This window comes from Klebsiella sp. SYXHC3 (assembly GCF_057196925.1).
Window position 1 is genome coordinate 86,289 of the sequence record NZ_JBXUNG010000003.1, and the last position, 26,323, is coordinate 112,611.

At 56.3% G+C, this 26,323-nt stretch carries 28 protein-coding genes; 19 read left to right on the forward strand and 9 right to left on the reverse strand.

Annotated features, from left to right (window positions below):
- Positions 1-218: 218 nt before the first annotated feature.
- The 6 genes from mmuP (at position 219) to tauD (ending at position 6,183) form a co-directional block, all read left to right on the forward strand.
- A complete protein-coding gene (mmuP, locus tag AC2CGP_RS09940; protein ID WP_015704529.1) occupies positions 219-1,628 on the forward strand; it encodes an S-methylmethionine permease in 1,410 nt (469 codons plus the stop codon).
- The gene (gene mmuM, locus AC2CGP_RS09945) at positions 1,615-2,547 is read left to right on the forward strand and encodes a homocysteine S-methyltransferase (protein WP_015368104.1); all 933 of its coding nucleotides are present in this window, start codon (positions 1,615-1,617) and stop codon (positions 2,545-2,547) included. Before mmuP ends, mmuM begins: the two co-directional genes overlap by 14 nt.
- A 221-nt stretch (positions 2,548-2,768) precedes the next feature.
- On the forward strand, positions 2,769-3,731 hold the full coding sequence (tauA, locus tag AC2CGP_RS09950; RefSeq protein WP_015368105.1) for a taurine ABC transporter substrate-binding protein: 963 nt from the start codon (positions 2,769-2,771) through the stop codon (positions 3,729-3,731).
- A gap of 12 nt (positions 3,732-3,743) precedes the next feature.
- Positions 3,744-4,511, forward strand: coding sequence for a taurine ABC transporter ATP-binding subunit (gene tauB, locus AC2CGP_RS09955; protein WP_042893523.1), 768 nt, complete (start codon positions 3,744-3,746; stop codon positions 4,509-4,511).
- Positions 4,508-5,335, forward strand: coding sequence for a taurine ABC transporter permease TauC (tauC, locus tag AC2CGP_RS09960; protein ID WP_213759339.1), 828 nt, complete (start codon positions 4,508-4,510; stop codon positions 5,333-5,335). Before tauB ends, tauC begins: the two co-directional genes overlap by 4 nt.
- Positions 5,332-6,183, forward strand: a complete 852-nt coding sequence (gene tauD, locus AC2CGP_RS09965; protein ID WP_015704533.1) for a taurine dioxygenase — start codon at positions 5,332-5,334, stop codon at positions 6,181-6,183. Before tauC ends, tauD begins: the two co-directional genes overlap by 4 nt.
- Positions 6,184-6,187: 4 nt before the next feature.
- Here the strand turns inward: tauD and olsF are convergent, their stop codons facing one another.
- The 4 genes from olsF to ampH form a co-directional block, all read right to left on the reverse strand.
- Positions 6,188-7,888, reverse strand: a complete 1,701-nt coding sequence (gene olsF / locus AC2CGP_RS09970; RefSeq protein ID WP_045361751.1) for a bifunctional ornithine lipid synthase OlsF — start codon at positions 7,886-7,888, stop codon at positions 6,188-6,190.
- Between the two features lie 354 nt (positions 7,889-8,242).
- Positions 8,243-8,734: an REP-associated tyrosine transposase gene (locus AC2CGP_RS09975; protein ID WP_015704536.1), complete on the reverse strand. Its 492-nt coding sequence runs from the start codon at positions 8,732-8,734 to the stop codon at positions 8,243-8,245.
- A gap of 189 nt (positions 8,735-8,923) precedes the next feature.
- Positions 8,924-9,898, reverse strand: a complete 975-nt coding sequence (gene hemB / locus AC2CGP_RS09980; RefSeq protein WP_213759340.1) for a porphobilinogen synthase — start codon at positions 9,896-9,898, stop codon at positions 8,924-8,926.
- A gap of 107 nt (positions 9,899-10,005) precedes the next feature.
- Entirely contained in the window at positions 10,006-11,166 is a 1,161-nt protein-coding gene (gene ampH, locus AC2CGP_RS09985; protein WP_020079517.1) for a D-alanyl-D-alanine-carboxypeptidase/endopeptidase AmpH, read from the reverse strand.
- Positions 11,167-11,386: 220 nt separating this feature from the next.
- Between ampH and AC2CGP_RS09990 the strand changes: the two genes are divergently transcribed.
- The 3 genes from AC2CGP_RS09990 (at position 11,387) to AC2CGP_RS10000 (ending at position 14,358) form a co-directional block, all read left to right on the forward strand.
- The gene (locus tag AC2CGP_RS09990; RefSeq protein ID WP_213759394.1) at positions 11,387-11,899 is read left to right on the forward strand and encodes an isochorismatase family protein; all 513 of its coding nucleotides are present in this window, start codon (positions 11,387-11,389) and stop codon (positions 11,897-11,899) included.
- A gap of 116 nt (positions 11,900-12,015) precedes the next feature.
- The gene (gene sbmA / locus AC2CGP_RS09995) at positions 12,016-13,236 is read left to right on the forward strand and encodes a peptide antibiotic transporter SbmA (RefSeq protein ID WP_015368033.1); all 1,221 of its coding nucleotides are present in this window, start codon (positions 12,016-12,018) and stop codon (positions 13,234-13,236) included.
- Positions 13,237-13,254: 18 nt separating this feature from the next.
- Complete coding sequence (locus AC2CGP_RS10000; protein WP_213759341.1) at positions 13,255-14,358, forward strand: DUF1615 domain-containing protein; 1,104 nt, start codon at positions 13,255-13,257, stop codon at positions 14,356-14,358.
- Here the strand turns inward: AC2CGP_RS10000 and AC2CGP_RS10005 are convergent.
- Positions 14,355-14,660 carry a DUF2755 family protein gene (locus AC2CGP_RS10005; protein ID WP_015368031.1) on the reverse strand — a complete coding sequence of 102 codons (306 nt, stop codon included), beginning with the start codon at positions 14,658-14,660 and terminating at the stop codon, positions 14,355-14,357. The genes AC2CGP_RS10000 and AC2CGP_RS10005 overlap by 4 nt on opposite strands.
- A 242-nt stretch (positions 14,661-14,902) precedes the next feature.
- Between AC2CGP_RS10005 and AC2CGP_RS10010 the strand changes: the two genes are divergently transcribed.
- Positions 14,903-15,106, forward strand: a complete 204-nt coding sequence (locus AC2CGP_RS10010; RefSeq protein WP_015368030.1) for a DUF2754 family protein — start codon at positions 14,903-14,905, stop codon at positions 15,104-15,106.
- A 527-nt stretch (positions 15,107-15,633) separates the two neighbouring features.
- On the opposite strand, the gene ddlA is transcribed toward AC2CGP_RS10010, so the two are convergent.
- Positions 15,634-16,731 carry a D-alanine--D-alanine ligase gene (gene ddlA, locus AC2CGP_RS10015; RefSeq protein WP_015368029.1) on the reverse strand — a complete coding sequence of 366 codons (1,098 nt, stop codon included), beginning with the start codon at positions 16,729-16,731 and terminating at the stop codon, positions 15,634-15,636.
- Between the two features lie 302 nt (positions 16,732-17,033).
- Between ddlA and AC2CGP_RS10020 the strand changes: the two genes are divergently transcribed.
- The 4 genes from AC2CGP_RS10020 to AC2CGP_RS10035 all read left to right on the forward strand — a co-directional run bounded on the left by AC2CGP_RS10020 (position 17,034) and on the right by AC2CGP_RS10035 (position 20,723).
- Entirely contained in the window at positions 17,034-18,233 is a 1,200-nt protein-coding gene (locus tag AC2CGP_RS10020; RefSeq protein WP_020079514.1) for a multidrug efflux MFS transporter, read from the forward strand.
- Positions 18,234-18,543: 310 nt separating this feature from the next.
- A complete protein-coding gene (gene iraP / locus AC2CGP_RS10025; RefSeq protein ID WP_015368026.1) occupies positions 18,544-18,804 on the forward strand; it encodes an anti-adapter protein IraP in 261 nt (86 codons plus the stop codon).
- A 100-nt stretch (positions 18,805-18,904) separates the two neighbouring features.
- Positions 18,905-20,320, forward strand: a complete 1,416-nt coding sequence (gene phoA, locus AC2CGP_RS10030) for an alkaline phosphatase (RefSeq protein WP_020079513.1) — start codon at positions 18,905-18,907, stop codon at positions 20,318-20,320.
- Positions 20,321-20,411: 91 nt separating this feature from the next.
- A complete protein-coding gene (locus AC2CGP_RS10035; RefSeq protein ID WP_020079512.1) occupies positions 20,412-20,723 on the forward strand; it encodes a PsiF family protein in 312 nt (103 codons plus the stop codon).
- A 49-nt stretch (positions 20,724-20,772) separates the two neighbouring features.
- Here the strand turns inward: AC2CGP_RS10035 and proC are convergent, their stop codons facing one another.
- Entirely contained in the window at positions 20,773-21,582 is an 810-nt protein-coding gene (gene proC, locus AC2CGP_RS10040) for a pyrroline-5-carboxylate reductase (RefSeq protein WP_015704543.1), read from the reverse strand.
- Between the two features lie 115 nt (positions 21,583-21,697).
- Here proC and AC2CGP_RS10045 point away from each other — a divergent pair, with 115 nt between their 5' ends.
- Entirely contained in the window at positions 21,698-22,156 is a 459-nt protein-coding gene (locus tag AC2CGP_RS10045) for a YaiI/YqxD family protein (protein ID WP_015368022.1), read from the forward strand.
- On the opposite strand, the gene AC2CGP_RS10050 is transcribed toward AC2CGP_RS10045, so the two are convergent.
- Positions 22,153-22,860, reverse strand: a complete 708-nt coding sequence (locus AC2CGP_RS10050; RefSeq protein ID WP_020079511.1) for a DUF2076 domain-containing protein — start codon at positions 22,858-22,860, stop codon at positions 22,153-22,155. The two genes, AC2CGP_RS10045 and AC2CGP_RS10050, sit on opposite strands and share 4 nt — an antisense overlap.
- Positions 22,861-23,194: 334 nt before the next feature.
- Here AC2CGP_RS10050 and aroL point away from each other — a divergent pair, with 334 nt between their 5' ends.
- From aroL to ppnP, 4 genes are all read left to right on the forward strand, one after another.
- Positions 23,195-23,719: a shikimate kinase AroL gene (aroL, locus tag AC2CGP_RS10055; protein ID WP_015704546.1), complete on the forward strand. Its 525-nt coding sequence runs from the start codon at positions 23,195-23,197 to the stop codon at positions 23,717-23,719.
- Positions 23,720-23,790: 71 nt separating this feature from the next.
- On the forward strand, positions 23,791-23,982 hold the full coding sequence (locus AC2CGP_RS10060) for a YaiA family protein (RefSeq protein WP_015368019.1): 192 nt from the start codon (positions 23,791-23,793) through the stop codon (positions 23,980-23,982).
- A 251-nt stretch (positions 23,983-24,233) separates the two neighbouring features.
- A complete protein-coding gene (locus AC2CGP_RS10065) occupies positions 24,234-24,911 on the forward strand; it encodes an AroM family protein (protein ID WP_015704547.1) in 678 nt (225 codons plus the stop codon).
- 87 nt (positions 24,912-24,998) lie between these two features.
- Positions 24,999-25,283, forward strand: a complete 285-nt coding sequence (gene ppnP, locus AC2CGP_RS10070) for a pyrimidine/purine nucleoside phosphorylase (protein ID WP_015368017.1) — start codon at positions 24,999-25,001, stop codon at positions 25,281-25,283.
- Positions 25,284-25,337: 54 nt separating this feature from the next.
- Here the strand turns inward: ppnP and rdgC are convergent, their stop codons facing one another.
- Positions 25,338-26,249 carry a recombination-associated protein RdgC gene (gene rdgC, locus AC2CGP_RS10075; protein ID WP_015368016.1) on the reverse strand — a complete coding sequence of 304 codons (912 nt, stop codon included), beginning with the start codon at positions 26,247-26,249 and terminating at the stop codon, positions 25,338-25,340.
- Positions 26,250-26,323 lie beyond the last annotated feature (74 nt).

Below are 26,323 nucleotides of genomic sequence, written 5' to 3' on the forward strand. Positions count from 1 at the left end.
GCGCGAAGCCTACTGGAACGAGGTGTGCTCTGTGTAGCAGAAGGCTGCTTGCGGTTGCGGTAAAAAGGAGAGGCTCCGCAGCCCAAGCAGCTTTAAACCCAGGCTCCTACTCCTGTTCGCCCTGTTTTTTTCCCTTCCCCGTTTTGCAATTTCCCCGCCGTCACGGTATAAATGACCTTCATTTGGATGTTTAGACGTCCATACATAAAGAAGGCAATATGCAAACAACATCACAACAACAAGGTGGGCAACTTAAGCGCACCATGAAAACGCGCCACCTGATTATGCTCTCGCTGGGCGGCGTCATTGGCACAGGGTTATTCTTCAATACCGGCTATATTATCTCGACCACCGGCGCGGCGGGCACGCTTTTGGCGTATCTGATTGGCGCGCTGGTGGTCTGGCTGGTGATGCAGTGTCTTGGCGAACTGTCGGTGGCGATGCCGGAAACCGGCGCCTTTCACGTGTATGCCGCGCGTTATCTCGGCCCGGCGACCGGCTATACCGTGGCGTGGCTCTACTGGCTGACCTGGACCGTGGCGCTCGGCTCGAGCTTTACCGCCGCCGGCTTCTGTATGCAGTACTGGTTCCCGCAGGTGCCGGTGTGGGTCTGGTGCGTGATTTTCTGCGCGGTGATTTTCGCCCTGAATGTTATCTCTACCCGCTTCTTTGCCGAAGGCGAATTTTGGTTCTCGCTGGTCAAAGTGATCACCATCCTTGCTTTTATTATTCTCGGCGGCGCGGCCATCTTCGGCTTTATTCCGCTGACCGACGGTTCACCGGCGCCGGGGCTGCATAACATCACCGCCGAAGGCTGGTTCCCTCATGGCGGCCTGCCGATCCTGATGACCATGGTGGCGGTGAACTTCGCTTTCTCGGGCACCGAACTTATCGGCATCGCCGCCGGCGAGACGCAAAACCCGCATCAGGTGATTCCGGTCGCAATCCGCACCACTATTGCCCGGCTGATTATTTTCTTTATTGGCACCGTTTTCGTGCTCGCGGCGCTGATCCCGATGCAGCAGGCGGGGGTGGAAAAAAGCCCGTTCGTACTGGTGTTTGAAAAGGTCGGCATTCCTTATGCGGCGGATATTTTTAACTTTGTGATCCTGACCGCGATTTTGTCGGCGGCCAACTCCGGCCTGTATGCCTCCGGACGGATGCTGTGGTCGCTATCAAATGAGAAGACGTTGCCAGCCTGCTTTGCCAAAGTGAATAAACGCGGCGTGCCGCTAACCGCGCTGTCGGTAAGCATGCTGGGCGGCGTGCTGGCGCTGTTTTCCAGCGTAGTCGCGCCGGATACGGTGTTTGTCGCGCTGTCGGCGATTTCCGGTTTTGCGGTGGTCGCGGTATGGCTGAGCATCTGCGCGTCGCATTTTGTCTTCCGCCGCCGCCATCTGCAACAGGGCAAAGCGTTAAGCGAGCTGCACTATCGCGCGCCGTGGTATCCGCTGGTGCCGGTGCTGGGGTTTGTCCTCTGCCTGGTGGCCTGCGTGGGGCTGGCCTTTGACCCAAGCCAGAGTATTGCGCTGTGGTGCGGGATCCCGTTCGTCGCGCTGTGTTATGGTGCTTACTATCTGACTCGTACACGGAAATTAACTCAGGAGCCGCAACATGCCGCAGAATAATCCGCTAACCGCAATCCTTGAAACGCAACCGTTCGTGCTGCTGGATGGCGCGATGGCGACGGAGCTGGAAGCGCGCGGCTGCAATCTGGCCGATAGTTTATGGTCGGCGAAGGTACTGCTGGAGAATCCGCAGCTGATCCGCGATGTGCATCTCGACTATTTCCGCGCTGGCGCACAGGTGGCGATCACCGCCAGCTATCAGGCAACGCCGGCAGGCTTTGCCGCCCGCGGGCTGGATGAGGCGCAGTCGAAGGCGCTGATAGGTAAAAGCGTCGAGCTGGCGCGTAAAGCCCGCGAGGCGTATCTGGCGGAAAACCCGCAGGCGGGAACGTTGCTGGTGGCCGGGTCGGTCGGGCCGTATGGCGCGTATCTGGCGGATGGCTCTGAGTATCGCGGCGATTATCAGCGCAGCGCGGAGGCGTTTCAGGCGTTCCACCGCCCGCGCGTCGAAGCGCTGCTGGATGCCGGGGCGGACCTGCTGGCCTGTGAAACGCTACCGTCGTTTGCCGAAATCACGGCCCTGGCGGCGCTGCTGCGTGACTACCCGCGCGCCCGCGCCTGGTTCTCGTTGACCCTGCGCGACGCCGAACATCTCAGTGACGGCACGCCGCTGCGCGAGGTTGTTGCGGTATTGGCCGATAATCCCCAGGTGCTGGCGCTGGGGATTAACTGTATCGCGCTGGAAAATACCACCGCCGCGCTGCAGCATCTGCACAGCCTGACGTCGCTGCCGCTGGTGGTCTATCCTAACTCCGGCGAGCACTATGATGCGCTGACCAAGACCTGGCATCATCACGGTGAAGCCTGCGCGACGCTTGCGGCCTATTTGCCGCAGTGGCTGGCGGCTGGCGCCAGGCTGATTGGCGGCTGTTGTCGCACCACGCCGCAGGATATCGCCGCGCTGGCGGCGGGCCGCTAACACCTGTATTTCTTGCCCCCCGGATGGCGGCGCTCCGCGCCTGATCCGGGCTACCAGTACCGCGAGCCGGGGGAATCCATTTCTTTAATCCCTGTTTTTAACTATCTAATCCCGCTTTTCTTCTAAAAACGATTCGCTATTAGGCAGAATTTTTAATTACTTCATCTCCACGCTGATGCCGGAAATACTGCACCCATAACAACTAAGGGGAAGCAGACACTATGGCATTCACATCGCGAATTACTCTTCTGGCGGCGCTGGCTTTCGCTGCCTTCCAGGCGCAGGCGGTTAACGTCACCGTCGCCTATCAAACCTCCGCTGAACCGGCGAAAGTCGCCCAGGCGGATAACACCTTCGCCAAAGCCAGCGGCGCCACCGTTGACTGGCGTAAATTCGACAGCGGCTCCAGCATCGTACGCGCGCTGGCCTCAGGCGATGTGCAAATCGGCAACCTCGGTTCCAGCCCGCTGGCGGTGGCCGCCACTCAGCAGGTACCGATTGAAGTGTTCCTGCTGGCCTCAAAGCTTGGGAATTCCGAAGCGCTGGTGGTGAAAAAAGATATCACTAAGCCGGAAGATCTGATTGGCAAACGCATTGCGGTACCGTTTATTTCGACCACCCACTACAGCCTGCTTTCCGCGCTGAAACATTGGGGAATCAAACCGGGTCAGGTGCAGATTATCAACCTGCAGCCGCCGGCGATTATTGCCGCCTGGCAGCGCGGCGATATCGATGGCGCTTACGTGTGGGCGCCAGCCGTTAACGAACTGGAAAAAGAGGGCAAGGTGCTGACCGACTCCGCGCAGGTGGGGCAATGGGGCGCGCCGACGCTGGATGTCTGGGTCGTACGTAAAGACTTTGCCGAGCAGCATCCGGAAATCGTGAAAGCTTTCGCCAAAAGCGCCATCGACGCGCAGCAGCCCTATATCGCCAACCCGGAGGCGTGGCTGAAGCAGCCGGAAAATCTCAGCAAGCTGTCGCGACTGAGCGGCGTGCCGGAGGCGGATGTGCCGGTGTTAGTCAAAGGCAATACCTATCTTACCGCCGCCCAGCAGGCGCAGGAGCTTAACGGCCCGGTGAACCAGGCGATTATCGATACCGCGAAATTCCTCAAAGAACAGGGCAAAGTGCCGGCCGCAGGAACCGATTATAGCCAGTTCGTTACCGACCGTTTCGTGAAATAAAAGGAGGCTCTGATGCTGCAAATCTCGCATCTTTACGCTGATTATGGCGGTAAACCAGCGCTGGCGGATATCAACCTGACGTTGGACAGCGGCGAACTGCTGGTGGTGCTGGGCCCTTCCGGCTGCGGCAAAACCACACTGCTGAACCTGATTGCCGGATTCGTGCCTTACCAGCACGGCAGCATCACTCTCGAAGGCCGTCGCATCGACGGGCCGGGCGCCGATCGCGGCGTGGTGTTTCAAAATGAAGGTCTGCTGCCGTGGCGCAACGTGCTGGATAACGTCGCGCTGGGATTACAGCTGGCGGGAGTTGAAAAGACCCGACGCCGGGAAATCGCCGCGCAAATGTTGAAAAAAGTCGGCCTGCAGGGGGCGGAAAAGCGCTTTATCTGGCAGCTTTCCGGCGGCCAGCGCCAGCGTGTCGGTATTGCGCGCGCGCTGGCGGCGGATCCGCAGCTTCTGCTGCTGGATGAGCCCTTCGGCGCGCTGGATGCCTTTACTCGCGAGCAAATGCAAACCCTGCTGCTGCGACTGTGGCATGAAACCGGCAAGCAGGTGCTGTTGATTACCCACGATATCGAAGAAGCGGTATTTATGGCCAGCGAGCTGGTGCTGCTGTCTCCGGGGCCGGGGCGGGTGCAGGAACGCCTGCCGCTGGAGTTTGGCCGCCGTTTTGTCGCCGGTGAATCCTGCCGCAGCATTAAATCGGATCCGCAATTTATCGCCCAGCGCGAATATGTGCTTAGCAGGGTGTTCGAACAACGGGAGGCTTTCTCATGAGCGTGGTCCTTAATTATAAACCGCGCCAGCGCGCGCTGAAATGGCGCTGGCCGCTTTCACGGCAGCTGACCCTTAGCGTAGCGACGCTGGCAGTATTGCTGGCTATCTGGTGGGCGGTGACCGCGTTGCAGCTGATTAGCCCGTTGTTTTTACCCTCGCCGTGGCAGGTATTGCAGAAGCTACTGACCATTGCCGGGCCGCAAGGCTTTATGGACGCGACCCTGTGGCAGCATCTGGCGGCGAGCCTGACGCGTATCGCCATCGCGCTGGTACTGGCGGCGATCGTCGGCGTACCGGTGGGGATCGCCATGGGATTGAGCCCAACGGTACGCGGGATCCTCGACCCGCTGATCGAACTGTATCGTCCGGTACCGCCGCTGGCGTGGCTGCCGCTGGTGATCATCTGGTTCGGCATTGGCGAAACGCCGAAAATCTTACTGATTTATCTGGCTATTTTCGCTCCGGTAGTGATGTCGACGCTGGCGGGGGTTAAAAGCGCGCAGCAGGTCCGCGTTCGCGCCGCACAGTCTTTAGGGGCCAGTCGCGCTCAGGTGCTGTGGCTGGTGATCCTGCCGGGCGCGCTGCCGGAAATTCTTACCGGCCTGCGCATTGGCCTTGGCGTCGGTTGGTCAACGCTGGTGGCGGCGGAGCTGATTGCCGCCACTCGCGGCTTAGGTTTTATGGTGCAATCCGCCGGTGAATTTCTGGCGACCGATGTGGTGTTAGCCGGGATCGCGGTGATTGCGATAATCGCATTTGTTCTGGAACTGGGACTGCGCGCGTTGCAGCGCCGCCTGACGCCCTGGCATGGAGAAGTACAATGAGTGAACGTCTGAGCATTACCCCGTTGGGACCGTATATTGGCGCGCAGGTAGCCGGAGCCGATTTGACCCGTCCGTTAAGCGACAATCAGTTTGAGCAGCTATACCACGCGGTGCTGCGCCATCAGGTGGTGTTCCTGCGCGAGCAAAATATCACCCCGCAACAGCAGCGCGATCTGGCGTTACGTTTTGGCGATTTGCATATCCATCCGGTCTATCCGCATGCGCCGGGCGTGGATGAAATTATCGTGCTGGATACCCATAACGATAATCCGCCGGACAACGATAACTGGCATACCGACGTGACCTTTATCGATACGCCGCCGGCGGGGGCGATTCTGGCGGCGAAGGAGTTACCTTCTACCGGCGGCGATACCCTGTGGACCAGCGGTATTGCCGCCTGGGAAGCGCTATCCGAACCGTTCCGCCAGCTGTTGAGCGGGTTACGCGCGGAGCACGATTTCCGCAAATCGTTCCAGGAGTACAAGTACAACAAGACGGAAGCGGAGCATCAGCGCTGGCGCGAGGCGGTGGCGAAGAACCCGCCGCTGTTGCACCCGGTGGTACGTACCCATCCGGTAACCGGTAAGCAGGCGCTGTTCGTCAATGAAGGGTTTACCACCCGTATTGTGGATGTCAGCGAGAAAGAGAGCGAGGCGTTGCTGAATTTCCTGTTTGCTCACGTCACAAAACCGGAATTCCAGGTGCGCTGGCGCTGGCAGCCGAACGATGTGGCGATTTGGGATAACCGGGTGACGCAGCATTACGCCAACGCCGACTATCTGCCGCAGCGGCGCATCATGCACCGCGCGACAATTCTTGGTGATAAGCCGTTCTACCGGGCGGGATAAACGGCTAGAGATGCGCGCCGATGTAGCGCTGGTAGCGGTTGGCTTTCAGGTAGGTTAAATCCACCAGCACCAGCCCATCGACGCAGTGATTAAAGTCCGGGTCGCTGCCGAAATCGATAAACTGCACGCCGCCCGGCTCGCACACTTCCGAGTACTGTTTATACAGCGGCGGGATGCCGCAGCCGAGGTTGCCGAGCAGGGACTTCAGCCGCGTCAGGTCTTCGGTGTAATCCTCGCCGCCAAACTGCGCCAGCACCTCGGGTAGCGAAGCTGGGTAGGGGCGACGGGATTTGGCCAGTGGATGCGTCGCCGGAAACCATAAGCGGTAGAAGGCGACCAGCAAATCGCGGGCATCGGGCGGCAGTCCGCCGGAAATCGAGACCGGGCCAAAAAGATAGCGATAGTGCGGATTACGCGCCAGCCAGGCGCCGATGCCTGACCAGAGATAATCCAGCCCGCGGCGCCCCCAGTAGCGCGGCTGAATGAAGCTGCGCCCCAGTTCAATCCCGTGCTGCAGAATATCGTCCATCCGTGCGTCGTAGTGGAACAGGCTGTAGCTGTAGATGCCCTCCAGTCCTCGTTTCTCCAGTTGCATGGCGGTAGGCATAAAACGATAGGCGCCGACGATCTCCAGATCCTCTTCATCCCATAAAATCAGGTGCAGATAGTCATCATCGTAGCTATCGATATCGCGGCGTTTGCCGCTGCCTTCGCCGACCGCCCGGAAAGCGATCTCCCGCAGACGGCCCAGTTCGCGTAGCAGCGGCGCCTCTTCCTGGCCGTTGCGCTGCCACAGATAAATCAGCTTACCGTCCGCGGTTTTGCCCAGACATTCGGTTTTTGCCAGCTCGCGTTTGAGCAGCGCGCGGTCTTCCGGGCGGGCGATCGCGCTTTCGCTTTTAAACAGGCCGGGGTGTCCTTTACCGAGGCGCTCGACGTGGCGGTAGCAGCGGTCCGCCAGTTCGCGGGCGGAAAGCGGCGGCTGATGCCACGATGACCACGCGATTTGCTGGCCAATGCGTAACGGCAAGCTGCTATCGCGGCGGCGAAACATCTGCTGCATTAACAGCAGCAGCGGCAGATTCTCGGAGAACAGGGCGCTGGCGTAGAACAGCGGGCTGTTGTGGGCGCGGATCCACGCCGGCAGCAGAGGCGCGCGGTATTTCGCCGCCAGCTTGATGAAGCCGGGATGCCATTTTTTATCACGGATGCCGCGGCGGGTCAGACGCGAGACTTCCCCCGCCGGGAAGAAGATCAGCACGCCGCCCTGCTGAAGCTGTTGGTCCATCTGCTGCAGCGCTGCTTTGGCGGTACGGCCGTTGATATTATCCACCGGAATAAACAGCGAGCTCAGCGGTTCAAGATGGGTCAGCATGCGGTTAGTGACGACTTTGACATCGCGACGCACGCGGGAGACCGCATAGAGCAGAGCGAGACCATCGAGCGTGCCGGTCGGATGGTTGGCGATAATCACCAGCGGGCCATGTTCGGGGATTTGTTCGAGGTCATGCGCCGGAATAGCGCAACGGATATTGAGATGTTCGAGGACCTGTTCGACCGTATCCAGTCCTTTCAGGTGACGATGGCGGGCGGCAAATTGCTGGAACTCTTCTTCATGCAGAAGCTTTTTCAACACCTTTTTCTGCCAGGGGGCGGGCCTCGCCTGAGGCCACAGGTCATCGAGAACGTTGTCGAGACTAAACATAGTGACTCCTCCTCTGTCCTGCCCAGACAGTAGAAGGCGCAGATGTCGTTCAGATTACAATTCGGTGAAGATTCGGTCTCAGCAGGCGAGGTTTCCCGGATAGCGGCTTACGCCTTATCCGGGCTACGATCTGGCATTTGGTTGGTAGCCCCGGTAAGCGTTAGCGCTACCGGGGAGGATCCCCGGATAGCGGCTTACGCCTTATCCGGGCTACGGTTTGGCATTCGTTTGGTAGCCCCGGTAAGCGTCAGCGCCACCGGGGAGGATCCCCGGATAGCGGCTTACGCCTTATCCGGGCTACGGTTTGGCATTTGGTTGGTAGCCCCGGTAAGCGTCAGCGCCACCGGGGAGGGGCTATCGGCGTTCGCCGCAGCTAAGTTCAAAGCTTTCGCCAGCCCAGTTTGCAGGATATAGCCCGCGTTGGACATCTCGATGAAAGGTTGAAAATGGCCAATCTATAACCTGCGTAACCCAACCATGTTTTAATGGATTGATATGTATGTAATCAACATGGCGGCGATAATCTTCTTCATCACGTATAGCATGCTCCCAGAAGCGAGGTTGCCAGATATGTTGTCGTTTTAGTGTTCTGCTAAAGCAGCCTTTGATATCGCGCCAGCGTGAAGAAAAATCGTCATCATTATTGGGAAGTGTCCAGATACAGTGGAGATGTTCAGGCAATACCACCCAGGCATTAATGATAAAAGGGCGACGTTGTTTTACAACGGAGATGGAGTAGCGAAATAATTCAATTCTTTCAGTCAGAAGCATGCTTCTACGGTCCTTCAAATTAACGGTAAAGAACCAGGTTCCCCCCTTGATGTAATAGCGTCGATAAGCAACCACAGCTTCTCCTGGTAGGCAGCGTTTATAATGTGATTTAAGACGTTAAAGGAGAAGAGAAGGTTCGCCAAGGAGCCGTCACGGAAGATGGAAAGCAGCACGCAAAATCTGATTCCCGGATAGCGGCTCACGCCTCATCCGGGCTACAAGGTAGCCCCGGTAAGCGTCAGCGCTACCGGGGAGAGGGAAGGTTTAACGCAGGATTTTTTTCTCGGCCAGATCGAGGGCGAAATAGCTGAAGATCAGGTCCGCGCCCGCGCGTTTAATTGCGCCAAGGCTTTCCAGCACCACTTTCTCTTCGTCGATTGCGCCAGCCTGCGCGGCAAATTTGATCATCGCGTACTCGCCGCTGACCTGATAAGCGCCGAGCGGCAGGTCGGTGCGCTCGCGGATATCACGCAGGATATCCAGATAGGCGCCGGCCGGTTTCACCATCAGGCAGTCCGCGCCCTGGGCTTCATCGAGCAGCGACTCGCGAATTGCTTCGCGACGGTTCATCGGGCTCATCTGGTAGGTCTTACGATCGCCTTTCAGCGCGGTACCGGCGGCTTCACGGAACGGGCCGTAGAACGATGACGCGAATTTGGTCGAGTAAGACATAATCGCGGTATTGGTAAAGCCCGCGGCATCCAGCGAACGGCGGATCGCCTGTACCTGACCGTCCATCGCGGCGGATGGCGCGATGAAATCAGCGCCGGCGGCCGCGGCGACCACCGCCTGCTTACCGAGATTTTCCAGGGTCGCATCGTTATCGACGCCGTGCTCGCACAGCACGCCGCAGTGGCCGTGCGAGGTGTATTCGCAGAAACAGGTATCGGACATGACGATCATTTCCGGCACCGCCTGTTTGGCGATACGGGTCATCCGCGCCACCAGACCTTTTTCGTTCCAGGTATCGCTACCGGTCGCGTCGGTATGATGGGAGATGCCAAAAGTCATCACTGAACGAATACCGGCGTTGGCGATGCGCTCAATTTCGCGCGCCAGATGTTTTTCCGGAATACGCATGACGCCAGGCATCGCTTCGATGGCTTTGTAATCGTCAATTTCTTCTTCAACAAAGATCGGCAACACCAGGTCGTTCAAACTCAGTGTTGTCTCTTCAAACATGGCGCGCAGCGAGGCGGATTGACGCAGGCGGCGTGGGCGAGTGATTAAATCTGTCATGGTTTGCCTGATTTTGTGAAATGAAAGAAGGTAGTGTACCGCAAACGACAGCGGGATGTTTCGCCAAAACGATCCTTAACAATCAGTGGCAAAACATCCCGCAACGATTACTGGCTGGCGGTTTCCATATTCGGCTGCACGCCGCTTAAGGCGCTGACGAGATCGTTGACGCCGTCGCTCATGGCGCTGAAACGGGTTAACGCGGAACGGGTCACCACCACGAAGACCCCGACGTTTGCCTGCGGGTTCATCGCCATATAGGTAATAAATCCGCCGCCGCCGCCGGTTTTCTGAATAATGCCCGGATGGCCGTTTTTCGGCTTCATGTAAACCCAGCCCAGACCCAGCGCATCGGCTTTACCCGGTACATCCATGCCGATCACTCTGGTGAGCTGGGTACGTTGATAAATCAGCGTCTGCATGCGATCGGCCTGCTGGCCGCGGGTATAGAAATCTGAAGAGAGGAACTGCTGCATCCAGCGCATCATATCGCCCGGCGTCGAATACACGCCACCGCTGCCGATGGCCGCGAGGGTGTTATTACACGGGCTGGCGCCTTTCTCCGCCACCATCAGGCGCTGACACTGGTCCGGCGATGGGGTGAAGGTGGTGTCCTTCATGCCGAGCGGACGGGTGATTTGTTCTTCAAACAGCTGCGGGTAAGGCTTACCGGCGGCGGTCGATAGCGCATCGGCCAGCAGGTCGAAGGCCAGGTTGGAATAGGCCGCCTGCGAACCCGGCGTGGTTTTAAGCGTAGCCGTCGACAGCCAGTTCCAGCGCTGCTGGCGGGTCGGCCAGACGAAAACCGGGCGATGCGCCGCGCCGCCGGGCTGCTCGCGCGGCAGGGCGCTGGTGTGGGTCGCGAGGTTGACCAGCGTAATCGGTACGCCCTGGTAGGTTGGCACCCGTGCGCCAGGCGGCGCGTATTTGCTCAACGGATCGTCAAGCTTAACCACGCCCTGATCGAGGAGTTTCACCAGCATTTCACTGGTCATCAGCTTACTCAGAGAGGCGATACGGATAACGGAATCCAATTGTGGATGCTGATTGTTACCGGGACGCGTTTCGCCGAAGCTGCGGAATACGCGCTGATTGCCGTCGATAACCACCATCGCCATGCCGGTGGCGCCGCTGCCGTAATAAATATGTTCGGCGAAGCGGTCGACCACATCAGAAGTAAATACCGGATCAACGCTCGGCTGAACCGCCTGGGCTGAGGTCCAAGACGCCGCGCACAGCGCAGCAAAAATGAGCAAACTACGTTTCAACGGAGGCATCCATCGTTTATTAGGGGAATATACACTGTATTTATACTACGAAGTCGCAGCGAACAAAGTGGGAATAACGACAATATTCACAGAAAAGCGTAACGGTGCGTAAAAATGACTTTTTTCCGCTTTCAGATATCTGCTTTTCCGCCTGACGCGTATGATTAAGCTCTTATTCATCTTATAAAAGAGAGTGGTGATGGCATCTCAACGGGTTCTGATGGTAGTGGATATGCAAAACGGCGTATTCGAGACGCCGCGTGTCGATCGCGAACGCTGCGTGGCGCAAATCAATCGCCTGATTCACGCCGCCGATAGCGTTATTTTCATTCAGCACGCTGAAGCGGGTGGGCTGGAAGAGGGAAGCGAGGGGTTTGCGCTGCTGCCTGAACTGGCGCAACCCGCCGGGGCGCGCTACGTCACCAAAACGGCCTGCGATGCGTTTTATAAAACCGATCTTGAACAGGTGCTGCGCGAAATCGGAACTCACGCTTTTGTTATCTGCGGCTGCGCGACCGATTATTGCGTCGATACCACCATCAAAAACGGCACCAGCCGCGGCTACGCCATCACCATCGCCGAAGATGCCCATACCACCGCCAACCGCGCCGCTGCCGAGGCTAAAACGCTGATCGCTCACTATAACGAGGTGTGGCGGACTTTCACCCTCCCCGGTAATCCATTACGCGTGAAACCCGTAGAAACAATTCTTGCCGAATGGCAGACGAACTAAGTCGCTGATATCCGGTCTCATCATGGGTCCGCTTTACTTCGCCGCCGCGCGTTGCGGCGGGCGTACGTGTGGTACACAGCAAAAACAGAACGATAAGAAGTTAGCAGGAGAGTACGATGTTTAAAGCTTTTTTCCCCAAACCGGGGCCGTTTTTTATTTCTGCCTTTATCTGGTCGCTGCTGGCGGTGATCTTTTGGCAGGCGGGCGGCGGCGACTGGCTGCTGCGGATAACCGGCGCATCGCAAGATGTCGCCATCAGCGCGGCGCGGTTCTGGTCGCTCAACTATTTGGTATTTTACGCGTATTACCTGTTCTGCGTCGGCGCCTTTGCGCTGTTCTGGTTTATCTATAGCCCGCATCGCTGGCAATACTGGTCGATTCTCGGCACCTCGTTGATTATTTTTGTCACCTGGTTTTTGGTGGAAGTTGGGGTGGCGATCAACGCCTGGTATGCGCCGTTCTATGATTTGATTCAGAGCGCGCTGGCCACGCCGCACAAGGTCAGCATCAGTCAGTTCTACCACGAGATTGGTATTTTTCTTGGCATCGCGCTGATTGCGGTGGTGATTGGCGTGCTGAATAACTTCTTTGTCAGCCACTATGTGTTCCGCTGGCGTACCGCGATGAACGAACACTATATGGAACACTGGCAGCATCTGCGCCATATTGAAGGTGCAGCTCAGCGTGTGCAGGAAGACACCATGCGCTTCGCGGCGACGCTTGAAGACATGGGCGTAAGCTTTATTAATGCGGTCATGACGCTGATTGCCTTCCTGCCGGTGCTGGTTTCGCTGTCGGCGCATGTGCCGGACCTGCCGATCGTTGGTCATTTACCGTATGGACTGGTGATCGCCGCTATTGTGTGGTCGCTGATGGGAACCGGGCTGCTGGCGGTGGTCGGGATCAAGCTGCCGGGCCTGCAATTTAAAAACCAGCGGGTAGAAGCCGCCTATCGTAAAGAGCTGGTGTATGGTGAGGATGACGCCAACCGCGCCACGCCGCCGACCGTGCGAGAACTGTTCAACGCGGTGCGCCACAACTACTTCCGTCTCTATTTCCACTATATGTATTTCAATATCGCCCGTATTCTTTACCTGCAGGTGGATAACGTTTTCGGCTTGTTCCTGCTGTTTCCGTCGATTGTCGCCGGTACGATTACGCTCGGCCTGATGACCCAGATCACCAACGTGTTCGGCCAGGTACGCGGCTCGTTCCAGTATCTGATAAGTTCGTGGACCACGCTGGTGGAACTGATGTCCATCTATAAACGTTTGCGCAGCTTTGAGCGCGAACTGGATAACAAAGGGCTGCAGGAAGTCTCTTCAACCGTTAATTAATAAATGCAAGGAAGGTTTATGGCGCAGGTTTCTCGCGGTGTTTCACTCTCTTTTACGCTGCTGGCCGGGTTGGTGCTGAGCGCCTGTACCAGCCAGCAGGCGCCTAAGTTGAAAGAAGGCGAGAAGCCGGTGGATGTTGCCGCCGTGGTGCGGCAAAAAATGCCCGCCAGCGTCAAAGACCGCGAGGCCTGGGCGCAGGCGATTGCCAAAACCTTTGACAGCCAGAAGCTGGCGCCGACGGAAGAAAACGTCTGTTCGGTGCTGGCGGTCGCGCAGCAGGAATCAAACTATCAGGCCGATCCGGCGGTGCCGGGCCTGAATAAAATCGCCTGGCAGGAAATTGACCGCCGGGCGGAAAAAATGCATATCCCGGTATTTCTGGTGCATACCGCGCTGAAAATCACCTCACCAAACGGTAAAAGTTACAGCGATCGCCTGGATAACGTCAAAACGGAAAAACAGCTGAGCGCGATTTTTGATGACTTCATTGGCATGGTGCCGATGGGCCAGAAGCTGTTCGGCTCTCTCAACCCGGTGCATACCGGCGGGCCAATGCAGGTAAGCATCGCCTTTGCCCAGCAGCACACCGATGGTTATCCGTGGAAAATGGACGGCACCGTGCGCCAGGAGGTTTTCAGTCTACGTGGCGGGTTGTGGTTCGGCACCTATCATCTGCTCAACTACCCGGCTAACTACAGCGTGCCGCTGTACCGCTTTGCTGATTTCAATGCCGGTTGGTATGCCAGCCGTAATGCCGCCTTCCAGAATGCGGTGGTTAAAGCCACCGGCGTTAAGCTGACGCTGGATGGCGATCTTATTCGTTATGACAGCGATGAACCCGGAACGACTGAGATGGCGGTGCGCCGTTTAGCTGGGCAGTTGGGGATGAGCGATGGCGATATCCATCGTCAACTGAAGAAGGGGGATAGCCTGGCGTTTGAAGAGAGCGATTTGTATAAGAAAATATTCAAAATCGCCGAGAAAAAGGCCGGGAAAACACTTCCGCGCGAGATGTTGCCAGGGATCCAACTGGAAAGCCCGAAAATCACCCGCAATCTCACCACCGCGTGGTTTGCTAAGCGGGTCGACGATCGCCGCGCCAGCTGTATGGCGCGTCGTTAACGGTTATGGTACCAGCGCAGGATAAGCCCCAGCGCGCCGACCAGCAGGCTACCAAACAGGAACGGAATTAAACCGAACAGGGTACCGACGCCGAGCCCAATTTCAATACGCGGGCGGTTGGTATCCTGAATCTGAATGAGATGTTCGAATACGCCAGGCGCGTGTACCAGCATGCTCAACATTTGCGCGCCGGCCCAGATGCACAGCAGAACAAAAAGCGCGTAGGCAATGTTACCGCTGGTGACCGATACCTTCTTTTTGTTGCTCCCCATCAGCGTCTTTGAAAACGTAAATTCAGCCATATAAACCTCCGCAACACCTGTTCCGCTGGTTTTCCCCCAGCTCTATAGACAGGAATTCTGGCAGCGGCGGGCGTTTCCCTGTATCAGATTGCTGGTAATTTCTGCCAGGAATAATCCTGTTTTGACAAAACTGTCGGCGGGCCCGCATTGCCCAAAAGGGAGAGCGGCTTCGCATTGTGCGAACAATCTTGTTGGCGCGGCGGGCGGCTATGCGATGATGTTTTTTTTCTGCAGGAGTCGTTATGAAGCTGACCGACAAAATCCGCCGTGACTGGCACTACTACGCGTTCGCGCTGGGGTTAATTTTTATTTTGAATGGCGTGGTGGGGCTGTTGGGGTTTGACGCGCAGGGGTGGCAATCTTATGCCGTCGGTCTGGCGACGTGGGTCGTGAGCTTCTGGCTGGCGGGATTTGTTATTCGCCGCCGTCCGGCAGAAGAGGCGTAATATCCCCGGCAAGACGTGGTAGTTATTATTATCGGTTTGCGGTCGTTTCGACCTGGAAAAACGGTTGTTCTGTGCTGTTTCCAGGCACATTGCGCTCCTGATAATTCTTCTGCGTTATGTCTCTCATGGCGCAGGGAGCGCACAGAGGGCGGCCAGTCGCCGCCGCCATCCGGCGCGAAAGTGGCTTTTTACCCGCGGTTATTGCCCGGCGGCGCTACGCTTGCGCGGGCCTACAGATCACATGCCGGCGTAGATACTGTTATCGGTTTGCAACTTTTTAAGGGTTTTTCCCGGACGCGGCGCGTTGCGCCTTCATCCGGGCTACCAAATCGCAAAGCGCTGTAGCCCCGGTAAGCGGCAGCGCCACCGGGGGGTTGAGAGCACCAGTAGTGTCAGCCAGCGTGGTGAAGAAATTAACAGCAGGCCGCACGGACCGTAGGTCGGATAAGGCGTTAGCCGCCATCCGACAAAATAACGGCACCGCGGTAGCCCGGGTAAGGCGATACGCCGCTACCCGGGAAAGAGGCTTAGTTCATTGAGGTTTTCAGCGCGCGGTCGGCGGCGTGGCGTTCCAGCGCCAGCTCGATCAGGCGGCTTATCAGGCTGGTGTAATCCAGGCCGCTGGCCTGCCACAGCTTCGGATACATGCTGATGTTGGTAAAGCCAGGCAGCGTGTTGATTTCGTTGATCACTACCTCGTTATCTTCCGTCAGGAAGACGTCCACGCGGGCCATTCCGCTGCAGCCGAGCGTTTGGTAAGCGCGGACGGCGATATCGCGGATTTTGTCGTTGATCTCCGGGGCGATGGCTGCCGGAACCACCACCTGCGCGCCTTTGTCATCAATGTACTTGGTATCGTAGGCATAGAATTCGCTATTGAGAACGATCTCCCCGCAGGTGCTGGCCTGAGGATAATCATTGCCCAGCACCGCGCACTCGATTTCACGGCCCTTAATCCCTTGTTCAACTACCACTTTATGGTCGAATTCAAAGGCTAACGCGACGGCCTGCAGGTACTCTTCTTCGCTCTTCACCTTGCTGACGCCGACGGAAGAACCCTGGTTTGCGGGCTTCACGAACAGCGGTAACCCCAGCTTCGCTTTGACATCGGCAAAGCTGAACTGCTGGCGGTTGGCGCGAGTCAGGGTGATGAACGGCGCAATCGACAGACCGGCATCGCGTAGCAGGCGTTTAGTGACGTCTTTATCCATGCAGGCGGCGGAGCCCAGCACATCGGATCCGACGAACGGCAAATTCGCCATCCGCAGCATCCCCTGCAGCGAACCATCTTCGCCAAGGGTGCCGTGAACAATCGGGAAGATGACGTCGATGGCCGCCAGCGGCTGGCCGCTATCGGCATTGATCAACTGATGGGCATCGCGACCGGGAATTTGCGCCAGCGTCACGTCGGACGGGCGCAGCGCGATATGGGCGGGATCCTGCGGGTTCAGCAGATAGTTGCTGGCATCGTTGATATGCCAAAGCCCCTGTTTATCGATTCCCAGCAGCACAACATCAAAGCGCGTTTTATCAATTGCTTCGACGATATTTTTGGCTGACTGCAGCGACACTTCATGTTCTGCCGACTTACCGCCAAAAACGATCCCAACCCTCATTTTAGCCATTTCAACTTCCATCCTGATTACATCAAAACACATAACATAGCATGTGTTTTAGCGAGATGGCTGCCTGAATCTTTACCCTATGCTGCAGAGGGTTAAATGCTGCGCATTCGTCGCTATCCGCCGATGAGCCTCAGCACATCGCACTGACGAGAATGCGGTTATCTTCGATTATGTTTGTCTACTCCGCGGTCAGGGCGATAAAACACCAAACTCGCGGCATGCGCATCTCTGGTACTACGTGCGAAGACGGAAATTGCTAAGCTAGGTAATAATTTACGAAACACTAATGAATACGCGTAGTTATGGAATCCTGGAAGGTTAATCTCATTTCTGTCTGGTTCGGCTGCTTTTTCACCGGACTCGCCATCAGTCAAATTCTGCCCTTCTTACCGCTGTATGTCTCTCAGTTGGGCGTTACCTCACATGAAGCGCTGTCGATGTGGTCGGGCTTGACCTTTAGCGTCACCTTCCTGGTGTCGGCGATTGTCTCGCCGATGTGGGGGAGCCTGGCAGACCGCAAAGGGCGCAAACTGATGCTGCTGCGCGCCTCCCTTGGCATGGCGATAGCGATTTTGCTACAGGCTTTTGCGACCAACGTTTGGCAGCTTTTTATTTTGCGTGCGGTAATGGGGCTAACCTCAGGCTATATACCCAACGCCATGGCGCTGGTGGCCTCGCAGGTGCCGCGTGAACGCAGCGGTTGGGCGCTAAGTACGCTCTCGACGGCGCAGATAAGCGGTGTGATCGGCGGCCCGCTGCTTGGCGGTTTTCTTGCCGACCACGTCGGCCTGCGGGCGGTATTTTTCATTACCGCGATTTTACTGACTGTCAGCTTCCTCGTGACCTTGTTTCTGATTAAAGAGGGCGCCCGGCCGCAAATGAGCAAAGCTGAACGCCTGAGCGGTAAAGCGGTCTTTGCTTCATTGACCCATCCGGGGCTGGTGATTAGCCTGTTTTTCACCACCCTGGTTATCCAGTTGTGTAACGGCTCTATCGGGCCGATTCTGGCGTTATTTATCAAGTCGATGGCGCCGGATAGTAACAACATCGCGTTTCTTGCGGGGATGATTGCCGCCGTACCGGGGATTTCGGCGTTGATTTCCGCGCCTCGGCTGGGGAAACTCGGCGATCGCATCGGGACGTCGCGTATTCTGCTGGCGACGTTATGTTGCGCAGTGGTGATGTTCTTTGCGATGTCGTTCGTGACTTCGCCGCTGCAGCTCGGGGTATTGCGCTTCCTGCTGGGCTTTGCCGACGGCGCGATGTTACCGGCGGTCCAGACGCTGCTCTTGAAATACTGCAGCGATAACGTCACCGGGCGTATTTTCGGTTATAACCAGTCATTTATGTATCTGGGTAATGTCGCCGGGCCGCTCATTGGCGCTTCGGTCTCGGCAATGGCGGGTTTCCGCTGGGTGTTTATTGCCACTGCGTTGATTGTCCTGATTAATATCTGGCAACTGGCGATTATGTTACGCCGAAGCCGCCGCGCGGCCGTTTAAATAAAAATATTGGGCGCTCATAAGGGCGCCTTATATTAATCAGCTGATATAGCTATTAACCATTACCTTTAGTTATCCTTAAATAGTGCGACGCATATTCCATTATATTATTTACTATTAAATTTGGTTATAGAATTATCTTTTAGCTATTAATTATAGGAGCTTTCCCTTTGTTGTTCGGCGGTAATAAAAACGTTTCGCTGAATATTATTGCAGGAATAACCCTATTATTTGAAAATAATTCTGGTATCGATATGCCGATGTATGACATAACTAGGCCATTATGGATGTTGCTTAAGGATAATGCGTAATGAAAAATCTCATTGCTGAGCTGTTGGTCAATCTGGCGCAAAAAGAAGAAGAGGCAAAAGAGCTGACGGTACAGGTTGAGGCGCTGGAAATTGTCGTCACCGCGTTGCTGCGCCATATGGCTGAGGATGCGCAGCAACGTTTGATTCAGGATATCGAAACTGCCATGGAGCAGGTCAAGCCCGGGCCGCTGGTGGACGACCGTGACACCCAGCTTCTGCAGCAATATATAAAAAAGCTGCTCCGGCATCCTCGTAACTAATCATGTGACCAGTAAGGATGCTGTCATTTTTCTGTCACACCACTTTTATAAAGTCTCCCTCGTTTTGTTTTTTAAGTATTTTTTACATGGAGACGACAAAGTGAAATTATCTGCCCTCTTTATTGCCCTGTTACCGCTGCTGGCTCCCCCGGTTATTCATGCGCAAACCACTTCTTCGCCGGTGCTGGAAAATCGCGCGGCGCAGGGCGATATCACGACCCCTGGCGGGGCGCGCCGTTTAACGGGCGATCAGACCGAAGCGCTGCGCGCTTCGTTAATCAATAAGCCGGCGAAAAATATTATTTTGCTCATTGGCGATGGCATGGGTGATTCAGAAATTACCGCCGCACGAAATTATGCCGAAGGCGCCGGCGGTTTCTTTAAAGGTATTGATGCCCTGCCGCTGACGGGCCAATACACCCATTATTCTCTGGATAAAAAAACCGGCAAGCCGGATTACGTGACGGATTCCGCCGCGTCGGCAACCGCGTGGACCACCGGCGTGAAAAGCTATAACGGCGCGCTGGGCGTTGATATCCACGAAAAAGATCATCAGACCATCCTTGAGCTGGCGAAAGCCGCGGGTCTTGCCACCGGCAATGTCTCGACGGCTGAACTGCAGGATGCGACGCCGGCGGCGCAGGTGGCGCATGTGACCTCGCGTAAATGCTATGGCCCTGGCGTGACCAGCGAAAAATGCGCCAGCAACGCGCTGGAAAAAGGCGGCAAGGGCTCTATCACCGAACAACTGCTGAATGCCCGTCCGGATGTCTCTTTAGGCGGCGGGGCGAAGACCTTTGCTGAAACGGCGACCGCAGGGGAGTGGCAGGGGAAAACCCTGCATGAGCAGGCGGTCGCTCGCGGCTATCAGATTGTGACCGACGCCGCTTCACTCGCCGCTATCAGCGAAGCAAATCAGGGTAAACCGCTGCTCGGTCTGTTCTCCGATGGTAATATGCCGGTGCGGTGGGAAGGCCCGAAAGCCTCTTATCACGGCAATATCGACAAACCGCCGGTAACCTGTACCCCAAACCCGAAACGCGATGCTTCCGTACCGACGCTGGCGCAGATGACCGAAAAAGCGATTGATCTCCTGAGCCGCAACGAAAAGGGATTCTTCCTGCAGGTTGAGGGGGCGTCTATCGATAAACAGGACCACGCGGCAAACCCTTGCGGCCAGATTGGCGAAACCGTCGACCTCGATGAAGCGGTACAGAAAGCGCTGGAATTTGCCAAAAAAGAGGGTAATACCCTGGTGATCGTCACCGCCGATCACGCCCACTCCAGCCAGATTATCCCGGCAGACACGAAAGCGCCGGGTCTGACCCAGGCGCTGACGACCAAAGATGGCGCGGTAATGGTGATGAGCTATGGCAACTCTGAAGAAGAGTCGATGGAACACACCGGCACCCAACTGCGTATTGCCGCCTATGGCCCGCATGCGGGCAACGTGGTGGGTCTTACCGACCAGACCGATCTGTTTTACACCATGAAAGACGCGCTGGGCCTGAAATAACCCGCGGCCGGTAATGAATTTACGTTACCGGCTGGTTTTTTTGCTGATAGCGACCAGACTTACAGGGATCCACTAACAGAGGGATGGTGTGATGAAAATAACATTTCTGGTAACCCTACTTTTTGGTTTGGTCTTTGTTGCCGCGGTGAGTGCCGCAGATAAAACGTTAACGCCTCAGCAGCAGAAAATGAGCGCATGTAATACCGAAGCGGCGTCAAAGTCGCTGAAGGGTGATGAACGTAAAACCTTTATGAGCAATTGCCTGAAGAAGGATGCGCCAGCGGCCGGCAAGACGCTGACGCCTCAACAGCAGAAGATGAGCGCTTGTAGCAAAGAAGCGTCGTCGAAATCGCTGAAGGGTGACGATCGTAATAAGTTTATGAGTACCTGCCTGAAGAAATAAGATGACGGGTGGGGCGGTGGCGCCTCACCCGTAGTCTCTTTCAGGCTTATCAGGAACGACTCAGTTGCTCTGATTTTTCCATACACTTCGCCATCGCTTCGATAACGGCGGAACGGAAACCTTTCTCTTCCAGTACGCGAACCGCTTCAATGGTGGTGCCGCCTGGCGAGCAGACCATATCTTTCAGCGCGCCCGGATGTTCGCCGCTTTCCAGTACCATCTTCGCTGACCCCATGACCGCCTGCGCGGCGAATTTGTAGGCCTGTGCGCGCGGCATACCGCCGAGAACGGCGGCATCGGCCATGGCTTCGATAAACATAAAGACGTAAGCCGGCGCGGAACCGCTGACGCCAACCACCGGATGAATCATTGGTTCGGCGATGGTTTCCGCCTGGCCGAAGCAGCGGAAAATGGTTAATACTTCGGCGATCTCTTCCGTGCTGACCAGCGCGTTTGGCGTCACGGAGGTCATCCCAGCGTTCACCAGCGACGGGGTGTTCGGCATGGCGCGAATAATTTTGCGATCGTGGCCCAACGCGCGCGCCAGCTGATCCAGCGTGACGCCTGCGGCTATCGAGACCACCAGCGAATCTTTGTTCAGACTGGAAGCGATATCGCTTAACACCTTGGTCATGATCCCCGGCTTCACCGCGCCGAAGACGATATCGGCGACCTGAGCGACTTCCTGCGCGCTTTCCGCCGCATTAATACCGTACTGGTCATGCAGGGCGGCAACTTTGTCCGGCGATGGGGTATAGACCCAGATTTGCGCCGGTTGCACTTGTCCGCTGGCGATCAGGCCGCCGAGAATGGCTTTACCCATGTTGCCGCAGCCGATAAAGCCAATTTTCTTATCCATTACCTTTCCCCTCTGCATTTTTCGTTACGATCTCACTAGCTTATCATCCTGGCGCTTTTCTGGGGGAGAAAAGCAGGCGACAATGTCGCAACCTTTGCCGACGACAGGAGCCGAAATGGCGATTTGGGTAGATGCGGACGCGTGTCCGAATGTCATTAAAGAAATTTTGTTCCGCGCCGCCGAACGCACGCAGACGCCGCTGACGCTGGTCGCCAACCAGTCGCTGCGGGTTCCGCCGTCGCGCTACGTCCGCGCGCTACGGGTGGCGCAGGGTTTTGATGTTGCCGATAACGAGATTGTCCGTCTCTGTGAACCGGGCGATTTGGTGATCACCGCTGACATCCCGCTGGCGGCGGAAGTGCTGGCGAAAGGAGGTGCGGCGCTGAATCCGCGCGGCGAGCGCTACAGTGAGGCGACCATTCGCGAGCGCCTGACGATGCGTGATTTTATGGAGACGATGCGGGCCAGCGGCGTACAGACCGGCGGCCCGGATAGTTTATCGCAGCGCGATCGGCAGTTATTCGCCGCCGAGCTGGAGAAGTGGCTGCTTGCGGTTAAACGCCAGCAGGATTAAACCCAGCTGTCATCATCGCTACCGAAATCATCGTCATTGCCGAAGCCGGCGTCGAAATCGGAGTCGAAGGTATTATTGTCCGCCAGGAAAGGGTCGTCCTGCTGGCGGAACGGATCCTCGGCGGCGTTATTATCCAGCGTCGGGCTGACATCTTGTTGCTGCTGCGGCTGCTGTTCATCGATGATGTTCACAATCTCCTGCGGATGTGAACCACTGAACATATTGGTCAGCATATTGCCCAGCACCACGCCGCCTGCCACCCCGGCCGCGGTTTGTAGTGCGCCCGCCATAAAGCCGCCGCCGCTGCGGCCTGCCGCCTGCGGGGCATAGTTTTGCTGTGGCGCATACTGCGGTTGCGCGTTATTCGTCTGCGGGCGGCCATATTGCTCGGCTCCTGGGATCGGATCGGCGCCGCGGGACTGGCCGCCACCGAACAGGCCCGACAGGAAACCGCCGCTGCTCGGTTTTGCCGCCTGCAGCTGGCTAACCTGCGCCTCCAGCGCCTGAATGCGGTCGTTAAGCTGTTTGATAGCCGCTTCCTGAATCAGGATAGTTTGCGCCATATAGTATGGGGCCGCCGGCTGTTGGGTTACGTGCTGGGCAATCCGCTCCTCGGCGCTGGCGTCGCGCGATGCGCTGTGCGTCTCGGCCTCTTTTAAACGGGAAAACAGGCCATCAATAAGGCGTTGTTCTTCAGATTGCATGATACATTCCTCTGTCACACGGGTCATTTACCGTCAGAGTGCGACGGTCTGCCGGTGTTGTAAATATGTTGCAGCGTAAAGCTGTGCAGAAATGTGTTACCGTTTACGGCAAACGATGGATAAAAAATAATCCTTCGCCTTTAAGTAAAGCTGGCATAACACTAAATGCAATGATAAGTTTACATGCGGAATCCATTCAAACTCTGTGGTAAATAGGGTTTCCTAAAAAATGTAACGATTATTTTACGGTTATCGTGGCAGACATTTGCAGGTATCATGGCGTACTTTTCGCCTTTATTTCTCCGCGACACGCGGAACCAGGGGGTCTTCGGTAATGACACAACCAATTTTTCTCATCGGGCCGCGAGGCTGCGGTAAAACGACGATCGGCCATGCCCTGGCGCGCGCGCTGCATTTCCAGTTTTCCGATACCGATCATCGTTTACAGGCCCATGAGAAACGCACGGTAGCGGAAATCGTGCAACAAGAGGGCTGGGAGCGCTTTCGTGAACTGGAGACGCTGTCGCTGAAAGCCGTTACGTTGCCGGATACGGTGATTGCGACCGGCGGAGGGATTATTCTTGCTGAACGCAATCGTCTGTATATGCGTGAAAACGGCATTGTGATTTATCTGCAGGCTTCTGTTAACGCCTTGATTGAGCGGCTGGAAGCTTATCCGCAGGCGGAACAACGCCCAACGCTGACCGGTAAGCCTGTCCGTGAGGAAGTCGGCGAAGTGCTGGCGCAACGGGAAGCCCTGTACCGCGAAACCGCCCATCATACCGTAGACGCCACTGCGACGCCGGATGCGGTGGTTGAACAGATTATGACCATGCTGTGCGATGTGACGGTAAGTTAGGATTTTACCTGGGTCAGGGAAGAAAGCGGGGCCTATACTTAATTGTTCTGACAGCCGAAAAAGGAAGAACAATGCCAAACAGACCTCCTTATCCGAGACAAGCCCGCGTTGTCGCCGTTGAAAAAGGCGCCGCGGGTCAGACGGTCACCTGGTATCAGCTGCGTGCGGATTACCCGACACCCGATTCGCTGATCAGCGAGCATCCCTCCGAGCAGGAAGCGTTAGACGCCAAACGGCGTTACGAAGATCCCGAGAAAACCTAATCCCCCGGCCCGGTTTTCGTCATGAAGATGGCAATACCGGGCTCAGCTCACATTTTTAATTCATCAATGGTACTAATGAATACCTAACACACGGATTTTTCAGGAGCGACTCTGAAGCTTCTGGAATCTTTACATTCCGCAGCGGCGCTGAGCTGCTACGCTTCTCGACGGTTGATTTTTACTCACCAGGGGGGCGGATGTCGTGTGTGAAAAGCCTGTGTTGAAGCAGTGGTAGTGAAAAGGTACATGATATGAGTGCAACGATGGCAATTTTGACCATTGGCGTGGCGCCGGTGGCGGAAGTTTTGCCGCTGTTAACCGAACATATCAGGGAAGAGCAGATCACCCATATTAGCCTGTTAGGTAAAATGACGCGTGAAGACGTTATGGAAGATTATGCCGTGGAATCCGGCGACCAGGGGCTGCTGACCTTACTTAATGATAACCAACTGGTGGAAGTCTCCCGCCAAAAGGTGGAGCGCGATCTGCGCTGCGTTATCGAGATGCTGGATCGGCAGGAATATGATGTCATTCTTCTTCTCAGTTCCGAACAGTTGAGCGGCCTGGCGACGCACAACGCTATCCTTCTTGAGCCTGAACGGATTATTCCGCCGCTGGTGGCCTCGATCGTCGATGGCCATCAGGTGGGCGTGATTGTACCCGTTGAAGAAGTCTTGCCTCTACAGCGGCAAAAGTGGCTCACTTTAGAAAATACGCCTTATTATGCGCTGGCGAACCCGATGGGCGGCAGCGACAGCGATCTGCTGGATGCAGGAAGAGGTTTAGTCGAACAGGGGGCGGATGTACTGGTGCTCGACTGTCTTGGCTATCATCAGCATCACCGCGACGTATTACAAAAGGCGCTGGATGTCCCGGTATTATTGTCAAATGTGCTGGTTTCGCGACTGGCGGCAGAACTATTAGTTTAACCCGACGTTATCGATTAATTTTGCGTGACAGGGGCAAGGAGCGCCCCCTATATTGAAGCTTCAACCAACGATGATAAGGTCTTGTTTATGCTTCAAAGCAATGAGTATTTTTCAGGGAAAGTGAAATCTATCGGCTTCACCAGCAGCAGTACCGGCCGCGCCAGCGTTGGGGTGATGGCAGAGGGTGAATACGCCTTTGGCACCGCCCAGCCGGAAGAGATGACCGTGGTCAGCGGTGCGCTGAACGTGCTGTTGCCGGGTGAAACTGAATGGAAAGTTTACGCGGCAGGCGAAGTGTTTAACGTGCCGGGTAATAGCGAATTCCACCTGCAGGTGGCGGAACCGACTTCCTACCTGTGCCGTTATCTGTAATTTAAGCGCCTTCCTGCCGCGTCCACTTTCCGGGCCCGGCAGGAAGGTGGCGCGTTAGCGCTGGGCTTCGCCGCCCAGTCCTTCAACCAGGCTTTGAATCAATGCCGCCAGTTCGCCGGTCATCAAGATAAAGTCGGCGTCAAAACGCTGCGCAAAATCTTCGCGGTCAATATCTTCATTCTGGTCACGTAATTCGTCGCAGAACTTCAGACGTTTAATCGATGCGTCGTCGCAGATCACAAACTGGATACGCTGCTGCCAGTCGAGCGCTAGTTTGGTGACCACTTTACCTGCTTCGATATGTACGGCGATCTCATCGCTCACCAGATCCTGTTTTTTCGCGCGGATCACGCCGCCATCTTCCAGCATCGCTTTCAATTCGGCTTCGTCAAGCAGCTGGAAGCCCTGAGCCACGCTACCGGAGCGCACCCATTCGGTCAGCGTCAGCTCGATCGGATTTTCCAGCGTCAGCGGTACTACCGGCAGCGAGCCCAGCGTTTTACGCAGCAGCGCCAGCGTATCTTCCGCTTTCTTCGCGCTGGCACAGTCCACCATGATCAGGCCGTTGACGGTATCGATCCACATCATCGTCTGGCTGAAGCGGCTAAAGGCGCGCGGCAGCAGCGAGTGCAGAACTTCATCTTTCAGCGAATCTTTTTCCGTTTTCTTCAGCTTGCGGCCCTGATCGGCTTCGAGCTTGAGGATCTTTGCTTCCAGCGCCTGTTTGATCACCGGCGAGGGCAGGATCTTTTCTTCTTTACGGGCGCAGATAACGATCTGGCCGTTTGCCGTATGCGTCAGCGCGTCGCTGTGCGATCCCATCGGCGATACCCAACCGGTTTTCGCCATATCCTGGCTGCCACAAGGGGTAAATGTCAGCTCGGCCAGCTGTTTTTCCATCTCTTCGGCGCGCAATTCGATATCGCGGCTCAGACGGTAAACCATTAAATTTTTGAACCACAGCATGATAATTTCCACGGCTTTGTCGTTAAATCAGGCGGGCATGATAGCGAATTGTCGCTATGCTTGCATTGTTAATC

What these genes read in the sequence shown, in the direction of transcription:
- mmuP (WP_015704529.1), top strand. Translation starts at nt 219, where the DNA reads ATGCAAACAACATCACAACAACAAGGTGGGCAACTTAAGCGCACCATG.
- mmuM (WP_015368104.1), top strand. Translation starts at nt 1,615, where the DNA reads ATGCCGCAGAATAATCCGCTAACCGCAATCCTTGAAACGCAACCGTTC.
- tauA (WP_015368105.1), top strand. Translation starts at nt 2,769, where the DNA reads ATGGCATTCACATCGCGAATTACTCTTCTGGCGGCGCTGGCTTTCGCT.
- tauB (WP_042893523.1), top strand. Translation starts at nt 3,744, where the DNA reads ATGCTGCAAATCTCGCATCTTTACGCTGATTATGGCGGTAAACCAGCG.
- tauC (WP_213759339.1), top strand. Translation starts at nt 4,508, where the DNA reads ATGAGCGTGGTCCTTAATTATAAACCGCGCCAGCGCGCGCTGAAATGG.
- tauD (WP_015704533.1), top strand. Translation starts at nt 5,332, where the DNA reads ATGAGTGAACGTCTGAGCATTACCCCGTTGGGACCGTATATTGGCGCG.
- olsF (WP_045361751.1), bottom strand. Translation starts at nt 7,888, where the DNA reads ATGTTTAGTCTCGACAACGTTCTCGATGACCTGTGGCCTCAGGCGAGG.
- hemB (WP_213759340.1), bottom strand. Translation starts at nt 9,898, where the DNA reads ATGACAGATTTAATCACTCGCCCACGCCGCCTGCGTCAATCCGCCTCG.
- AC2CGP_RS09990 (WP_213759394.1), top strand. Translation starts at nt 11,387, where the DNA reads ATGGTAGTGGATATGCAAAACGGCGTATTCGAGACGCCGCGTGTCGAT.
- sbmA (WP_015368033.1), top strand. Translation starts at nt 12,016, where the DNA reads ATGTTTAAAGCTTTTTTCCCCAAACCGGGGCCGTTTTTTATTTCTGCC.
- AC2CGP_RS10000 (WP_213759341.1), top strand. Translation starts at nt 13,255, where the DNA reads ATGGCGCAGGTTTCTCGCGGTGTTTCACTCTCTTTTACGCTGCTGGCC.
- AC2CGP_RS10005 (WP_015368031.1), bottom strand. Translation starts at nt 14,660, where the DNA reads ATGGCTGAATTTACGTTTTCAAAGACGCTGATGGGGAGCAACAAAAAG.
- AC2CGP_RS10010 (WP_015368030.1), top strand. Translation starts at nt 14,903, where the DNA reads ATGAAGCTGACCGACAAAATCCGCCGTGACTGGCACTACTACGCGTTC.
- ddlA (WP_015368029.1), bottom strand. Translation starts at nt 16,731, where the DNA reads ATGGCTAAAATGAGGGTTGGGATCGTTTTTGGCGGTAAGTCGGCAGAA.
- AC2CGP_RS10020 (WP_020079514.1), top strand. Translation starts at nt 17,034, where the DNA reads ATGGAATCCTGGAAGGTTAATCTCATTTCTGTCTGGTTCGGCTGCTTT.
- iraP (WP_015368026.1), top strand. Translation starts at nt 18,544, where the DNA reads ATGAAAAATCTCATTGCTGAGCTGTTGGTCAATCTGGCGCAAAAAGAA.
- AC2CGP_RS10035 (WP_020079512.1), top strand. Translation starts at nt 20,412, where the DNA reads ATGAAAATAACATTTCTGGTAACCCTACTTTTTGGTTTGGTCTTTGTT.
- proC (WP_015704543.1), bottom strand. Translation starts at nt 21,582, where the DNA reads ATGGATAAGAAAATTGGCTTTATCGGCTGCGGCAACATGGGTAAAGCC.
- AC2CGP_RS10045 (WP_015368022.1), top strand. Translation starts at nt 21,698, where the DNA reads ATGGCGATTTGGGTAGATGCGGACGCGTGTCCGAATGTCATTAAAGAA.
- AC2CGP_RS10050 (WP_020079511.1), bottom strand. Translation starts at nt 22,860, where the DNA reads ATGCAATCTGAAGAACAACGCCTTATTGATGGCCTGTTTTCCCGTTTA.
- aroL (WP_015704546.1), top strand. Translation starts at nt 23,195, where the DNA reads ATGACACAACCAATTTTTCTCATCGGGCCGCGAGGCTGCGGTAAAACG.
- AC2CGP_RS10060 (WP_015368019.1), top strand. Translation starts at nt 23,791, where the DNA reads ATGCCAAACAGACCTCCTTATCCGAGACAAGCCCGCGTTGTCGCCGTT.
- AC2CGP_RS10065 (WP_015704547.1), top strand. Translation starts at nt 24,234, where the DNA reads ATGAGTGCAACGATGGCAATTTTGACCATTGGCGTGGCGCCGGTGGCG.
- ppnP (WP_015368017.1), top strand. Translation starts at nt 24,999, where the DNA reads ATGCTTCAAAGCAATGAGTATTTTTCAGGGAAAGTGAAATCTATCGGC.
- rdgC (WP_015368016.1), bottom strand. Translation starts at nt 26,249, where the DNA reads ATGCTGTGGTTCAAAAATTTAATGGTTTACCGTCTGAGCCGCGATATC.